A 15,660-nucleotide genomic window follows, 5' to 3' on the forward strand; every position below is an offset into this window, starting at 1 on the left:
GAAGTGAAAATCATGACCCGTTGCGTGCGTTCTCCCTTACTTCCTGCACACACTTCTTCCAATCTAAGAATCATTAGACCTACTTTACCAGTGGGAATAAAGACCAAAACACCCAGGTTTAATCGTTCTTTATAAGCATAAAAACTTCTATTATCTAGAACTATTGATTCGTTTTTGCTAATTTTTTCAAATTTCTTTTGACTGTTACTGGAATTTTTTTTTAAAATAGTAAATGAAAATACATATTAAAGGAGATGTTTTTCCATGTCAGGAATCATTCGCGTAACGCCTGCTGAACTTCGTGAAATGGCAGCTCGCTACAATAACGAAAGTGGTCAAGTACAAGATCTAGTAGGTCGCCTTGACACTATGAGAAACCAATTACAAGATATGTGGGAAGGTTCTTCTAGCCAAGCATTCATCGCTCAATACGAAGAATTAAAACCATCATTCGTTGAAATGTCAAACCTGCTTAACAAAATCGCTAAGCAACTTGACGACTCTGCGAACGTTCTTGAAGACACAGACAACCAAATCGCTAGCCAAATCCGTGGCTAATAAAAAAATGCTCTATCTTTTGATAGGGCGTTTTTTTTGTTAATGTTTTTCCCTCTTTGCCCATACCCATGAAAATAGGAAACACATTGCAAAATTTCAGTTATTTATAATTATTATAAAAAAATATTGATTTTTATTTGATATATGGTATTATCAAACTATCAACTAAAACTTTACGAGGTGATCTTATGACTGAAAATAACAAAAAATTGACGACTAGCTGGGGTGCTCCTGTTGGTGATAACCAAAACTCGATGACAGCGGGATACCGTGGCCCTACGTTAATTCAAGACGTTCATCTATTAGAAAAACTAGCTCACTTTAATCGCGAACGCGTACCAGAGCGTGTTGTTCATGCCAAAGGTGCTGGTGCACACGGTTATTTCGAAGTAACAAACGACGTTTCAGCTTATACAAAAGCAGACTTCTTATCTGAAGTTGGAAAACGTACACCCATGTTCATTCGCTTCTCAACAGTAGCTGGCGAAAGTGGCTCAGCTGACACGGTTCGTGACCCACGCGGCTTTGCAGTAAAGTTTTATACCGAAGAAGGAAACTACGACTTAGTTGGTAACAACACGCCGGTATTTTTCATCCGTGACGCAATTAAGTTCCCTGATTTTATTCATACCCAAAAAAGAGACCCACAAACGCATTTAAAAAATCCTAATGCAGTTTGGGACTTCTGGTCTTTATCACCTGAGTCTCTTCATCAAGTAACAATCCTTATGTCCGACCGCGGAATCCCTGCAACATTCCGTCACATGCATGGGTTCGGTAGCCATACATTTAAATGGGTAAATAAAGAAGGAGAAGCTGTTTGGGTGAAATATCACTTCAAGACAGAGCAAGGTGTGAAAAACTTGCCAACAGATCTTGCGGCAAAATTGGCTGGTGAAAATCCAGATTATCATACAGAAGATTTATTTAATGCGATTGAAAAAGGCGACTTCCCTGCTTGGAAGCTATATGTACAAATCATGCCTGTTGAAGATGCGGATACATACCGCTTCGATCCGTTCGACGTAACAAAAGTATGGTCTCAAAAAGACTATCCATTAATTGAAGTTGGTCGCATGGTGTTGAATCGCAACCCAGAAAATTATTTTGCAGAAGTTGAACAAGCAGCGTTCTCACCTGGCGCATTCGTTCCTGGTATCGAGGCATCTCCAGATAAAATGCTTCAAGGGCGTCTATTTGCTTATGCAGATGCGCATCGTTACCGCGTAGGTGTAAACCATAATCACCTGCCAATCAACCGTCCGAAATCAGACGTTCACCACTATCAGCGTGATGGACAAATGCGCTTTGATGGCAACGGTGGTGGATCAGTTTACTACGAGCCAAACAGCTATGGTGGTCCAACTGAAACGCCTGAGCATAAGCAAACGGCTTTCCCTGTTAGCGGCGTAGCAGAAAATGCACCGTATGACCATAATGACCACTACACGCAAGCTGGTGACTTGTACCGTTTAATGTCAACAGAAGAGCGTGAACGCTTAGTAAACAACATCGTAGAAGCGATGAAGCCCGTTGAAAAAGACGAAATTAAGCTTCGTCAAATCGCTCACTTCTACAAAGCTGACCCAGAATACGGCTTGGGCGTGGCAAGGGGCTTAGGGCTTGAAGTCCCTAAACTAAAAGCGTAAGCGACTGGTAGTTCATGAAAGGCATTAGAGCTTTTAACTTAAAAAAGTAAATAGGAAAATTCAGATTATCTATTCTCAACTATTATTTTCATTTCTCAATTAATCTATTTCTCTACTGCCCACGTCAAATTGGCGTGGGCAGTCATTTTCAGCTTTAGAAAGGATGAAAAAACAATGGCCAAACAGTGCCCTGTATGTATGACTGAAATCAAACAATTAAAACATACGTTATTATGCAGCTGCGGTGTACGATTAAAAAAGAAAAAAAACAGCTTATTCAAACAGGAAAAAAGCTAGCGGTGCGCTAGCTTCTTTAAGGCCTTTACAATAGGAGAATGAAGAGGAGCATACTCTTAACTGTTGAAGTACTAATCATTTACTTGCTATTAGCAATCGCCTTTGTATCCCCAACAAGCGCAACCGATAATAACTAATAGAATGAAAAGGACGATGATTAAAGCGAAGCCGCTTCCGCCGCCGTAACCACCACAACCGTAACCGCAGTTTCCGTAACCGTACATATTGTCTCACCTCCTCTTGTTGATACTCTCATCATATGTACCGATACAAAAAATGCTCCTAAAAAATCCAAAGTAAACTTTTGCTTTTACACGAACATCTTTTAGGTTGATAGGCTTGTGCATATAAGAAAAAGCCCAAACCAGACGGCTTGGACTTCTCAATCTTGCATGTATTTATTGCTTTTTAGACAGCTCTGTTATGTAGTGGAAAAACGCTTCTGAATCAACGTCATACACGACATGAACCCGTCTTCCCCCTACTGTTTCATACGTTCTTCCTTGGCTTGGAACTTTCGTTTCTACCTCGCTGCAAACTGTTTTCATCTTCACAAGATCTGGCTTACCAACGGAAGCGGTTGTTAACACATCCCACAAATAGTACGTGGAATTGGTTTCAAAATGTTCAAGTGGTGGGCACGCAGCGTAGCACTGACCCACGAAATCCACTCCCGTATAGCGGCGAAGGGATGCCCAATAGTTGCGAACTGAAATCGTTAATGGTACTTGATTGGTACTTTCAAGAGCCACCATTTCAATCGTTAAGCCGCTTTTCCACACGCGAGCTACGGCTTCAGGATCCCAAAATGCATTCCACTCCGCCGTTCCGTCGTGCTCAGGCTCTTGAACGTTTCCTACTTCTTGGAATGTTCCGCCCATCCACACTAACTTTTCAATTTTCTCTTCAATATCAGGTGCTTCATCAAGCGCTCTGGAAAGGTCTGTCAGTGGGCCTGTAAATAGGAGCGTTGTTTTTTCTTGTTCTGCGCGCACTTTTTCAATTAAATGACGATGAGCAGGCTGATTGCTGACCGGCGCTTTCATTTGACCTGACTCATTTAAAATCGGAAGCGCGTCAACAAAAAACGTATGCATGCGCCATTCTTTTGGAAATGGATACATTCCTCTTGACGTCGAACGCGCGACTTCAACTCGCTGGTTGCTGAAGCGATCGATGATTTTTCTACTTGCGCTAATACCAGGCTCGAGATAGCCGTCCGCTGGGATAACCGATACACCCGTTAGCTCCACATCATCCATTTGGAGCAGTAAAAATAAAGATACTAAATCATCAATTCCTGCATCATGGTTAAAATATACTTTCTTTTTCATCGCTTTTTCATCCCCCTAGGTACACTAAAAACTGCGAAAAATATGCTAAAGAAGCATATTTTTCGCAGTAAGAAATTTGTGGTTTCTATGTATTGCCCTTAAACCATATCATTAAGGATATACGAAAAATAAAATTTTTTTGTGTGTAATTGTTCGTATTTAAAGTCTATTTTACCTTAAAAATTCACCTAAAACAACCTTTTATAATTTAGAATCAAACCTCCACACGATTTCGACCGTTTCGTTTTGCAGTGTATAGCGCTTGATCTGCCTTGCGCACAAATTCATCTAACGTACACGCTGCGTTTCCTAGTTGTATATCAAGAGCAGCAACACCAAAACTTGCCGTTACACGAATTTTCACTCCATCAGCTTCAACGGCTGTGTTCTGAATAGCTTCCCTAAGTTGAGCTGCTAGGCTATGAGCCTCATAAAGAGCAGTTGCTGGAAGGTAAACAATAAACTCTTCCCCTCCGTAGCGTCCAATGATATCGGCTGGTCGTACGTTTTTCTGAACAACTTCACTGATTTTTCTTAACACGGCGTCTCCCATTTCATGCCCGTACGTATCATTGACTGTTTTGAAGTAGTCAATGTCAAACATAATAATTCCGGCTACCCCGCCGCGTTTCATGAGCGATATGAACATTTCTTCTGCTTGTCGAACAAAGAACGTTCGATTATACACTCCTGTTAAACCATCGATGCTTGCAAGCTTGCGAAGATCTTCCTGCATATTGACTCGTTCTGTTACATCACTGAACGTAATCATTTGGCCTACGTATACTTGACTCGTGTTGTATACTTCAGAAAATCGAACGTGAAAATGCTGAATGACTCCAGCTTCGTGACGATAATCACATTCTTTCCTTTCTTGAATAATAGTTACTAGTGCTTTATTTTCTTTCACAATGGATAGGATATGTTCACCAACCATTCTGTGATGCAGCATGGGAATAACTTGACGAACGGCGTTATTAAAGTCTACCACTATGCCCTTTTGATTTAGCACAATGACGCCTTCTTGCATCGTTTCAAAGACCGTATCACGAGCGATGGGCACCACATTAAACGACCGGAACATGAAGATGGACAGCCCGTGAAACAAGCAGGTTAACCCAATGGAAACAGGGACTAAATCAATTCCATATGGGCTGAGCTTATTTAAGTAAAAGTAGCTAGCAATAATCGGCGTTAATAAACCAGATACCATTAATAGAATCTGCATTTGAAATTGAAAAACTGATTTCCGAAGCTCCATCAATAGCACAATGATACTCAGCATAATGCAGACAAACAAATAAAATGAATGGAGGTAATGAAACGGACCTGCTACTAAATCAACCACAGGAAACGGCGTCTCGCTTCGAAACCCTATTTTTTTATAGTACATATCGTGCCAATCATTTGTATTGTGGGTGAAAATTGTAATAATTGGAACAGTAAATAGAAGATAATAAAAAGCTGGATAAATCTTTTTCCCAACGTAGTTAAAGCACATTAATACGATGAATGCTGGGATAAATGGCAGAGGAAGATACTCTACGCTTAGCCAAAACTTAACTTCTTCAATCGATGTACTCATCATTTCAAACATGTATCCAAAAGCAAAAACAGATGACAGAAAGGTTAATATGACATAGTGCTTAACCCGAGGACTGTCTCGAATTTTAAACGCACCGTATAAACTTAAAGCTAAACTAAGGACACCCGAACTTCCAACAATCACTACATATTTGAGTAGTTCACTATGCATGAGCCACGACTCCATTTTCATTAAGGTTAGCGTACGCTACATTATTATATAGCAGCGCGTTTCTCTTAGACTATATATTTTCGTTCATCTAGCCTATTTATCCTCCATAAAACCCAATTACTTCACATTTAATAAGGATATATTCATATAAATCCGATAACTTTTTCAATTTTTTAAACATAAACAACACTTTTCGACATCTTTTTCATTTTGTTTAGCATATACTTTTAATACTACTAAAAATAATTTTCTTCAGAAAAAGGCAAATCTTTCGAAAGAAAGCGACGCAAAGCTACAGATCTAAGGTGCAACGGCACTATGATGGCTGAGCTCCCTGGGATGGGTCGAGGGGGATATTAAAGTAATGACAAATCAAATAACAGTAAAAGCAAAAGAAGATGTACAAGAATGGATTTCACTCATGCAGCACGCAAAAGATCTCGGTCTCACCATTGAAGAAATACAGCATTTTTTACTTCAGAACGAAACTACATAAACAGTCCTCAAGCTGAAATAAGGCACCGTAAACCTTCAGGTATAGACTACCTGAAGGTTTTTTCGTGCTTGCTTTTCTTGTATACTAGTAATAGGTAAAAACTAGAAAGGATTGTGAAGAAACATTGAATATAGCATCGTTTATCATAATCGCTGCCCTAGTCGTCTACATTTTTACACTACATTCAAAAATACGGGCGCTTAAAAAGCAGATTAAAACAACACCGCTTACGGAAAACCAACAAGAAGCGCTCGCAATAAAAGTCTCAGCCATGCTTGAAAAAGGGTATACAAATGTAGAAGTTATAAAAGCTGTTCGACAAGATACAGGGTGGGGCTTACTTCAAGCAAAACAGTACGTTGATACGTTCAAAAGATGACCAAAATCGAGTTCTTTGGTCATCTTTTTTGCGATTTGATAACGTTTTTCGTCAAATACAGACAGATAACCTTAATTAATGGTACAATGGCGATAAAACAGTGAATTTAACATCATTATGTCAACGGCGATAAAGATGATGATTATTTAAACAATCACTTACCTTTTTTGAACAATCGAATGAGAGAAAGTAGGCTGAACATATGATTGATTTTGATACAGGATCTCCACTAGTGAAAATTAAAGTAGTTGGTGTGGGAGGCGGTGGAAACAATACCGTTAACCGCATGATTGAACACGGCGTGCAAGGCGTTGAATTTATGGCTGTAAACACCGACGCTCAGGCTCTTAATCTATCAAAAGCAGAAAAACGCATGCAAATTGGTGCTGCCTTAACGCGTGGACTGGGTGCGGGTGCAAACCCCGAAGTCGGACGCGCTGCTGCTGAAGAGAGCAAAGAGGAAATTCAAGACGCCCTTCAAGGTGCGGACATGGTGTTTGTAACAGCAGGTATGGGCGGCGGAACAGGGACAGGTGCTGCACCTGTTGTTGCGGAGATGGCTCGTGAGCTCGGTGCGCTAACAATTGGTGTCGTAACAAAGCCGTTTCGTTTTGAAGGAACAAAACGTACTCGTCAAGCAACAGGTGGTGTTGACGAAATGATGAACGCAGTTGATACGCTAATTGTCATTCCAAATGACCGCTTATTAGAAATTGGTGATAAGCGCACGACAATGCTGGATGCTTTCCGCGAAGCTGATAACGTACTGCGTCAAGGGATTCAAGGGATTTCCGACTTGATTTCTATCCCAGGCTTCATTAACCTTGATTTTGCTGATGTAAAAACCATTATGTCAGACCAAGGCTACGCGCTGATGGGAATTGGGATTGCAAGCGGTCCTGAACGCGCTGCTGAAGCGGCGAAAAAAGCAATTTCTAGTCCACTGTTAGATCGTTCAATTGACGGTGCACAAGGAATTCTAATGAATATTACAAGCGGCTCTAACCTCAGTTTATTTGAAGTACAGGAAGCTGCAGATATCGTAACGTCTGCTTCTGACCAAGAATTGAACATGATTTTCGGTTCTGTTATTAATGAAGATCTTCAAGATAAAGTAATGGTAACCGTTATCGCAACTGGCTTTTCAGAAAGCTAACAAAAAAACACTTGGATGATCCAAGTGTTTTTTTATACAACAGGTTCCAAATATTTCGCCTTTAAATAGATAATAGCCTGCTCAATACACACGGGCTTGCTAAAAATATAGCCTTGAATAAACGGACAGTCATTCTCCTCTAAGAACGAAAGCTGCGCACGCGTTTCCACACCTTCAGCAATCACCTTCATATTCAGCCCCCGTGCTAAGTAAAGAAGGCTCTTTGTAATGGTTTGATGTTTTTCGTTTTCAACAACGGACTGAATAAACGTTTTATCGATTTTCAACACGTCAAAATCAAGCTTTTGCAAGTGAGACAGCGAACTAAACCCTGTTCCAAAATCATCTAAAGCGAACGTCACGCCCTGCTTTTTTAAAACGGTCATCATCTTTTTTACTTGCTCTTCATGATGAATGATGGAGTTTTCCGTAATCTCAAGTTCAATAAGCGATGGATCGATGTCATAGCGTTCTAAAAGCTCCATGACAAATTCAACAAAGTTAGGTTTTAATAAGCGTTTTGACGATAAATTAACCGACACAGGAACGACCGTTAATCCTAACAGCTTCCACTCTTGCAGCTGTTGACATACTCTCTCTAGTACCCAATCTCCAATTTTCACAATTAAATTAGACTCTTCTGCTAGAGGAATAAATTCTCCTGGTGATACAAATCCCCATTCAGGATGATCCCAGCGAATTAACGCTTCAAAGCTATCAAGCTCTCTCGTTTGCGTATTGATCTTCGGCTGATAATGAAGAAAAAACTCATTTTGTTCAATCGCATTTCGCAGCCCTTTTTCTAAATGAAAACTTTTGTACGTTCGGCTATCCATATGAGGTGAATAAAGCTGCCAGTCATTTTTTCCAAGCTCTTTTGCTCGATATAAAGCAAGACTTGCATTTTTCAACAGCGTTTTTGCGTCTTTTCCGTCATGCGGATAAATTGTAATCCCCATGCTGGTGGTTGTGTGAAGATGAAATTCATCAATTTCAACTTCTCTTTCTACTTGTTCAAAAAGCGATTTGGCAATTTGCGTACATTCTTCTAAACGGTCTAATGACTCAAAAAATATCGCAAATTCATCGCCGCCAACTCGTGATAAAGACCCTTTACCTTGTACCGTTTTCTCCAGACGATGCGCTAACTTTTGCAGCATGAGATCACCGATATCATGACCTAAAGTATCGTTTAAATATTTAAAACGGTCAAGGCCGAGATAAAAAACAGCAATGAACGAATGATTCTTTTTAACGCGTGCAATTGCATTAGTTAAATCTCGTTCAAACTTACGGCGGTTTGGCAAATTCGTTAGATAATCGTAATTTGCTAGATATTCAATTTCATCCGTATAGCGCTTTTGCTCCGTAACGTCTTCTACAATTCCGTCGAGACGAATGACGTTTCCTGAATCATCTAAAACTGGAATCACTTGATCTTTTAGCCATTTAGTAATTCCTTTCTTTGTCACGATGCGATAATAGTGACAAATTGGCTCACCGCCCATCAGCTTTACTTGTTCTGCCTCTACTTTTTCAAGGTCATCTGGATGAACACACTCTTTCCACAATGAGCGACTTTGAATAAATTTCATTGCCGCTTCCTCATAGATATTTGCCACTCCGTCGGAACAAAACGTCACTTTGTTTGTGCGAACATCCGCTGACCATATCCCAACATCTAAGCTGTTATAAACCATGGAAAACTGACGCTCAACTTGCTTAAGCTGCTTTTTTATTTGATGTATTTCAGTTACATCAAACACGACGCCAAGAAGCTGCACAACTTGATTTTTCTCATCTATAACAGGATCTGCTTGTTCAAATACGATGCGTGAATGACCGCTGGGCTGAACTAAACGATATTTAATACTGTAGCTATCTCCCTTTTCAATGGCACGCTTTATAGTTTGATTCACTCGCTGCCGATCACCAGGGTGCACAAACGTCAGCACTTCATCGTATGAAGGAATAAAATCTGATGTTTCTTCCATACCAAAAATGACGTACATCTGTCGGGACCAGTACGATTCATTTTCCAATACGTCATAATACCAACTTCCAATATTCGCTAACTTTTGCTCCATATTCAATTGGGTTTGAAGCGTCATTACATTCAGCTGTTCTTCCGACTTCTTTTTACAGATGGCATACACTGCCTGTAGCTGTCCCTCAATAAGAATAGGCACATAGCTCAGCATCACTCTAGTACTCTTTCCAAACTTTGTTTTTAGAATGGTAGTAAACCGAACGACTTCACCTTTCAGCGCTTCTGTAAAATACTTTTGATGATCTAACCCGTACTCTACAAGTTGAAAAAAAGAGAATTGATCTTGTACTTCAGTACATACAAAAGCCGAAGCCTGCTTGTTATAAAAAAGCAAATCACCTTTTTCATCGAGCAAAAAAATAGCGTGTGAACTGGCTTCTATGAGTGCTGTATTAAAAGTATGAACACCCATCGCATCTTGTGTAGTAGATGCGATGTGATTAAAAAATGAGTCATGCATCTGGTTCTCTTTTCTCCTCGCTCTATCAGTCTTATCTTTAATTGTAAAGGTTCAGTTTGATTTTGCAAGCCTATCCTTACAAAACTGTCATTATTTTCTTAAGGATAATATTTTCATTGAGCTCTGGAAAAGAATAACCGTTTAACGTGTTTTTTGTTTATAGATAAAAATTGACGTTAGCCACGATAAAAGATAGAGAAGTAAAGCAGGTAAAAAAACAAGCATATAAAGGTTTGAGACCTCTAAAGACATGATTGTGCGTGCCGTGTTAATTACCCGCTCCTGCAGGTTATGCACAAAGGTATTAGCAATGATCATATAGATAACGAACAGCCCAATAAAAGCTATTCCTAAATACTTACTGTGAAAAATATACGAAACCGGAAAGGCAATGGAAACAAAAGTTAAAACAACGCTGAGACTAAACACTAATTGCGCCCACTGCATCCCTTCGCTGTGAATAATCCAGTTTGAAGCAGCGATAACAAAAAGCGTAATGACTGCAAACAGGAGCGCACCGAGGTATTTAGCGGTTACAAGCTCTTTGCGTGTATATGGAAGTGAATTTAGTAAAAGGTGCACAGCCGATTTCTCATCTTCTGAAAAAGCATTCATGATGAGTGCGATGCTAAAGATAATACCTATCCAAGTAGTCGACGTATCAAGCAGCAAGTATATAAACAAAATCGGTAGTAGAATGAAAAATACATTTCTTTGCAATAAAAAGTCTTTACGAATAAGCTGTAGCATGTTCACGCTCCCCCTTTTTTGTATAGAACATAATGTCCTCAAGCGTCGGCTTTTCAATGAGCACCTCTGCACCAAAGATATCGTGTACTCGGTCCTTTTTATTGGTCAGCGCTTCAAACCCATGATTAGATGTTTGAATGGCTAGAAATTCTTTTTTCGTGTCACGATCTAGTAAATCAACTGTCCCTTTTACGAGGGCATATTCTTCAAAGATTTGATGGTGCTCTTTTGTAAACATATGCTGTCCGTTATGGATAAAGGTAATGTAGTCTGCGATTTTATCTAAGTCTGTGGTGATATGCGTCGAGAAGAAGATCGTTTTCTCATGATTGAGCATGAGCTCCTGTAGAATCTCTAATAGCTCTCTTCGAAAAATGGGATCTAAGCCAGATGTTGGCTCATCCATCACAATTAAATCCGCGTGATGAGACAATGCCATCGTTAACGAAGCCTTCATCAGCATCCCTTTTGAAAACGTTTTGATTTTTTTACGTAAAGGGAGTTCAAATCGTTCAACATACTGTGTAAACAACGTATCGTCCCAGTTTCTGTACATCGGCTTAATAATACGTTGAAGGTCTCGTAGCGTAATGTTTTCGTAGTACATATTTTCATCACATACAAATCCAATCCGTTGCTTGATCTCTTTCTCGTGCTGAGTGTAGTTTAAGCCAAATACAGAGACGCTCCCGCTATCAGGCTGTAAGAGATTCATAATTATTTTAATAACCGTTGATTTCCCTACTCCGTTTCCACCGATTAATCCCGTCACAAAACCTTTTTTTACTGACAGAGATACATCCTTTAGTTGAAATCCGCTAAACGACTTGGTCACATTGTTCAGTTCAATCACGCTACTCATTACCTTTCCTCCTCATACAAAATGATTAAAAGCTCCTGGAGCTCCTGCAAGCTAACTCCAATTTCTTTGCTGTTTTGAATGGCTGCTACTAATTGTTCTTCGATGACTCTTCGCTTTCGCTCACGAATCATCTCGTGATTTTGTTCTGAAATGAATGAACCTTTCCCTACAATTGAAAAGATAAACCCGTCTTTTTCAAGCTCTTCATAAGCTCGTTTGGTTGTAATGACGCTAATACCTAAATCCTTAGCAAGCTGACGCATCGAAGGTAACGAAGCTCCTGGTTTTAATTCATCCGCTAATACCTGCTTTTGAATTTGATGGTAAATCTGTTCATATATAGGCTCTTTTGATTGATTTGAAATCACAATATGCATATTCATACCTCTTTTAAATAATGTATATATACTTTATATACATTATATACATATTGTGTTCCTTATTTCAATATTTCCCATAGAAAAAAGCGGTAAGTTTTTCACTTACCGCTTTCTGCCTTCTTATTTATGAATCCAAACTGCTCCAGCTGAATTATCATTTGCTTCGCCAATCACATCGATTTTTAAACCGTATTTTGGAAGAATGCGGCCGGCATCTTTAATGCGATCATCGATATAAGAACGACGGTCGTTAAAGCTTGTCACCCCTTTTGCTTCTTTGGAAGAAATTGTTCCCCATGTTGAATGCGTATATGTCCATGGAAGCGTTGAATCAAATGAGAACGCAGCGTCTGCGATTTGATAACGAGTTGAGTTTGCCGTTGTGCTAATTCCGTTTCCGTTAAAGTATAGAACTTTTTTCGGATGTGAATCAACAACGCCTAAGAAACCTTCACCAGGGTGCTCTCCAACCCAGTTATCTAAGTAGCTATCGTCAGCGTACCATAACAGCATTCCCGTATTGTACTTCGCTCCGCGTGCAAATTGCAGCGCCTTGTCATTTCCAGCGTAGTTTCTCCACTCAACGTAGTAGTAGTTATCCTTGTACATTAAGCCGTCCGTTTGCTCAAATCCATCTAGCGTAAACGTTGGTTGACCTTCAGCATCATCTGTAAATACAACGTTACCATCCACTACAAGCGATGCGTTATCCAGCCCAAACCCTTCAAGTGCTAATCCGCCGTCCGTTACGTATTCAAACTGAAGCTTGATTTTCTTGCCTTTAAACTGACTTAAATCATAGCTTACATCTACCCATTTTCCATTTGTTGTTTCAGCAGAGTTATCAGCATTATTTGCTTTATCACCAATTGTATCTAAAAGAACTTTAGAGCCATCTGGGAGAATAGCATTTACATATAGGTAATCATATTCTGCTTCCACTTCATAGTTTGCTTTAAAGTTAAATGAAGCTTTTGTTGCACTTGTTAAATCTACCTCTTTTGTCGTCATTGCTGTGCGCAGGTCGTCACCTTTTTGACTGTAATAAAACTTCTTACCGAAGTCTGTTTTCATCCCTTGCACGGCTTTTTGAGGAAGGTTAATCTTCACAATGCCTGGGTTTTTAGATTTCGTTACGCTTTGGTCAATGATGCTTACAGCGCCCGTCTTTTTAATATCTTTTAAATCCATTTCTTTAATGTTTGCCCAGTTTCCTCCCATTACCTTTTGGAAGAACTCTTTGTTTTGTGGTGAAAAGCTTGTTGGCTCTGTTCCAGCAATTTCTCCAGCCCAGCTTCCGCCACTCATAATAGACCAAACACCAACCGGCTCACCTTGACCTGTATATTGCGTATCATACTCATCCGGAAGACCTAAGTCATGACCGTATTCATGAGCGAAAACCCCAACAGCTCCGTCTTCCGGCTGAATTGTGTAATCATATGCGGACACATCAGAACCAGGTACTTTATAAGGCTGTCCTAATGTCCAGCGGTGTGACCAAATTGCATCATCGCCTAACTTACCTCCACCTGCTTCTTGACCTGTACCAGCGTGGATAATCATTAAGTGATCCACTAATCCGTCCGGCTCGTTTAAGTTGCCGTCACCATCTAAATCATATTGATCAAATTGATCAAATTCTTTTAAATCAATACCGCTTTTAACAGCTTCTTGAAGTGCTTCTTTTACAAGGTCACGAGGGCCTTTGGGTCCGCGATTGTCATTTCCACCGTTTGGATTATCAGCACCGTAATCTGCCGCGTTACCTTTAACGGTTAACCATTCAGAAACCGTACCATCCATTGTATAGCTTCCACCTGATTGCTCTTCGTAATATTGTTTAAATGTTTTAACTTTTTTACCGTTAAACAGCTTGAATTCTTTATCTCCAAACATTAACTTTTCATAATGCTTCCGATTAAAATCATCAGCATACATATAACCAGGCTCTTGAACCACGTTATTATGTTTAAAGTCTGCATATTCAACTAACAGTACAAGCACTTTATCTGTACGAACATTTCCATTGTATTTTGCTTCTTTAGCTGGCTTAACTTTCACGCCATTTCCGCTTCCTTTTGTTACAGCGTTCATGTTAACGTTCTTTGCTTCCTTTACTTTCTTTTCATTTTTAGCACGGGCTTGTTTTGCTTTTACATCAATTTTATTTGGCTTTTGCCCTTTCACACTTTCTTTATGGCTGTCTTTCTTCTCTATGTATGCATTAACAGCCTTCTTTACCTCTTGAGATGTTGCCTTTTTTGAAATGACCCCTTGCTGCTGCAAAGCTTTCCCTAATCGTTCTTCTGGAACAATATTCATATCCAGCGGTGGACTTTCAAGCTGATCAGCTGTTTTCGCTGATGCACTCGTCGCATTAAACAGAGGAAGTCCTCCACCGATTGCAACGGTTGTTGCTAGCAACGAGGTTCCTAGTACTTTTTTCCATGTAACCAAAGATAATACCCCCTTCTAAATTATCACACTATTAGCAAAATTTATTTTAATCTGAAGTTTCTTGTCGGTCAATAGTTTTTGCTTTTGTAATAAAGCATTACATACCGCTAAAATCCTACATACTCCTCTATTTAGATCGTCTTACAACTCGACATTATAGGCTAAAAAGAGGATAAAAAATGTAAAAAAACTGTAAATATATAACTATAGGAATAATATGTAATCTTATATACCTATCGGCTGTTTTGTTATGGGTATATATTATTATTTTCAAAATTTTCGTATTTCGTAGTGTTCTATAAAGAAGAAGCTAAGACACAGCTAAATGATTCCTTTTCAAAGACGAAGCATGACTTTTCTACAATAACAAGTTCGTTCCATTACGCTGCAGACACTAAGTCTCTAAAATTGATTTTAAATCAACAAAAAATCCGAACTATAAAAGAGTCGTTAGCTATTAATAGTTCGGATAGATCATTAACTGAAATACTTATGTCCCAACCTCTTTTTGGTTTATTGGTATCGAGTTGGTTGACTCGGTACGGTTTCCGGCTGAGGAGCTGGATATTTTTTAAGTTCAGGATTTGCCTTAGTTGCAACTTCTTCACCAGCTTGCTTTACTTTATCACCAATGTCTTGCAGGTCTTCTTGTACACCTTGCGCAGACTCTACTAGTTGAGAAGACTCTTCTTTAATTGACTGTACGGGACCATTTAGTTCATTGTTCACTTTCTCATATAAACTTTTAAGATCTGACGTTACTTCTTTAATAACACCTGAAGCTACTTTAATACGATGTTGCCAATCATCTTTTACTTCAGATGGGTTCTCTCGTAGGCGCGTGACAAAACCTGTTGTCGAATTCTTAGCACACTGTGCACTGTTTATGACCTTTGTTCGCGTGCGTTTATCAACAAGCGCTACCACCCCTCCAACCGCTGCTCCTACCGCAATGCCTGTTAAAAGCTTATTTCCCTTTTGAGAAGGATCTTGTCCTTGGACCGCTTGTGTTTCATGAGTCGTTGCCTGCTTCATCTTATCCACTCTCCCTTTGTGATTAAAATAGTTGTTAG

At 39.5% G+C, this 15,660-nt stretch carries 15 protein-coding genes and 2 riboswitches; of the genes, 5 read left to right on the plus strand and 10 right to left on the minus strand.

Translation table 11 applies throughout. The features are described from left to right. The first annotated feature begins 264 nt into the window (after positions 1 to 264). Both BFL01S_RS07115 and katA read left to right on the plus strand, forming a co-directional pair. Complete coding sequence (locus BFL01S_RS07115; RefSeq protein WP_025909237.1) at positions 265 to 558, plus strand: WXG100 family type VII secretion target; 294 nt, start codon at positions 265 to 267, stop codon at positions 556 to 558. A 188-nt stretch (positions 559 to 746) separates the two neighbouring features. After that, positions 747 to 2,207, plus strand: coding sequence for a catalase KatA (gene katA / locus BFL01S_RS07120; protein ID WP_061785298.1), 1,461 nt, complete (start codon positions 747 to 749; stop codon positions 2,205 to 2,207). 386 nt (positions 2,208 to 2,593) lie between these two features. Here katA and BFL01S_RS19905 read toward each other — a convergent pair whose 3' ends face one another. The 4 genes from BFL01S_RS19905 to BFL01S_RS07130 all read right to left on the minus strand — a co-directional run bounded on the left by BFL01S_RS19905 (position 2,594) and on the right by BFL01S_RS07130 (position 5,594). Further along, positions 2,594 to 2,728, minus strand: coding sequence for a YjcZ family sporulation protein (locus tag BFL01S_RS19905; RefSeq protein WP_076512530.1), 135 nt, complete (start codon positions 2,726 to 2,728; stop codon positions 2,594 to 2,596). Next, the gene (locus tag BFL01S_RS20675; RefSeq protein ID WP_163070742.1) at positions 2,662 to 2,799 is read right to left on the minus strand and encodes a hypothetical protein; all 138 of its coding nucleotides are present in this window, start codon (positions 2,797 to 2,799) and stop codon (positions 2,662 to 2,664) included. The genes BFL01S_RS19905 and BFL01S_RS20675 overlap by 67 nt, the downstream gene beginning before the upstream one ends. A gap of 103 nt (positions 2,800 to 2,902) precedes the next feature. Next, positions 2,903 to 3,838 (minus strand): nucleoside hydrolase, encoded by a 936-nt coding sequence (locus tag BFL01S_RS07125; protein WP_061785299.1) that lies wholly within the window; start codon positions 3,836 to 3,838, stop codon positions 2,903 to 2,905. Between the two features lie 45 nt (positions 3,839 to 3,883). Next, a riboswitch (purine riboswitch) is annotated at positions 3,884 to 3,983 on the minus strand. Positions 3,984 to 4,052: 69 nt separating this feature from the next. Further along, on the minus strand, positions 4,053 to 5,594 hold the full coding sequence (locus BFL01S_RS07130; RefSeq protein ID WP_061785300.1) for a histidine kinase N-terminal 7TM domain-containing diguanylate cyclase: 1,542 nt from the start codon (positions 5,592 to 5,594) through the stop codon (positions 4,053 to 4,055). Positions 5,595 to 5,845: 251 nt separating this feature from the next. After that, positions 5,846 to 5,932: riboswitch (cyclic di-GMP riboswitch) on the plus strand. A 26-nt stretch (positions 5,933 to 5,958) separates the two neighbouring features. Between BFL01S_RS07130 and BFL01S_RS20360 the strand changes: the two genes are divergently transcribed. The 3 genes from BFL01S_RS20360 (at position 5,959) to ftsZ (ending at position 7,625) form a co-directional block, all read left to right on the plus strand. Beyond that, positions 5,959 to 6,090, plus strand: a complete 132-nt coding sequence (locus BFL01S_RS20360; protein WP_138117286.1) for an anti-repressor SinI family protein — start codon at positions 5,959 to 5,961, stop codon at positions 6,088 to 6,090. Positions 6,091 to 6,214: 124 nt separating this feature from the next. Beyond that, complete coding sequence (locus BFL01S_RS07135) at positions 6,215 to 6,469, plus strand: hypothetical protein (RefSeq protein WP_061785301.1); 255 nt, start codon at positions 6,215 to 6,217, stop codon at positions 6,467 to 6,469. A 202-nt stretch (positions 6,470 to 6,671) separates the two neighbouring features. Further along, complete coding sequence (ftsZ, locus tag BFL01S_RS07140) at positions 6,672 to 7,625, plus strand: cell division protein FtsZ (protein WP_025909243.1); 954 nt, start codon at positions 6,672 to 6,674, stop codon at positions 7,623 to 7,625. A 32-nt stretch (positions 7,626 to 7,657) separates the two neighbouring features. Here ftsZ and BFL01S_RS07145 read toward each other — a convergent pair whose 3' ends face one another. The 6 genes from BFL01S_RS07145 to BFL01S_RS07170 form a co-directional block, all read right to left on the minus strand. Then, positions 7,658 to 10,135: a GGDEF domain-containing phosphodiesterase gene (locus BFL01S_RS07145; protein WP_235859206.1), complete on the minus strand. Its 2,478-nt coding sequence runs from the start codon at positions 10,133 to 10,135 to the stop codon at positions 7,658 to 7,660. A gap of 141 nt (positions 10,136 to 10,276) precedes the next feature. Next, entirely contained in the window at positions 10,277 to 10,885 is a 609-nt protein-coding gene (locus BFL01S_RS07150; protein ID WP_061785302.1) for an ABC-2 transporter permease, read from the minus strand. After that, positions 10,866 to 11,747 (minus strand): ABC transporter ATP-binding protein, encoded by an 882-nt coding sequence (locus BFL01S_RS07155; protein WP_061785303.1) that lies wholly within the window; start codon positions 11,745 to 11,747, stop codon positions 10,866 to 10,868. Before BFL01S_RS07155 ends, BFL01S_RS07150 begins: the two co-directional genes overlap by 20 nt. Continuing rightward, positions 11,747 to 12,124, minus strand: a complete 378-nt coding sequence (locus BFL01S_RS07160; protein WP_025909247.1) for a GntR family transcriptional regulator — start codon at positions 12,122 to 12,124, stop codon at positions 11,747 to 11,749. Before BFL01S_RS07160 ends, BFL01S_RS07155 begins: the two co-directional genes overlap by 1 nt. A gap of 123 nt (positions 12,125 to 12,247) precedes the next feature. Then, positions 12,248 to 14,587, minus strand: coding sequence for an immune inhibitor A domain-containing protein (locus tag BFL01S_RS07165; protein ID WP_061785304.1), 2,340 nt, complete (start codon positions 14,585 to 14,587; stop codon positions 12,248 to 12,250). A gap of 513 nt (positions 14,588 to 15,100) precedes the next feature. Next, positions 15,101 to 15,622: a hypothetical protein gene (locus BFL01S_RS07170; RefSeq protein WP_025909249.1), complete on the minus strand. Its 522-nt coding sequence runs from the start codon at positions 15,620 to 15,622 to the stop codon at positions 15,101 to 15,103. Between the last annotated feature and the right edge of the window lie 38 nt (positions 15,623 to 15,660).

Source organism: Priestia flexa NBRC 15715 (genome assembly GCF_001591565.1).
GTDB lineage: Bacteria > Bacillota > Bacilli > Bacillales > Bacillaceae_H > Priestia > Priestia flexa.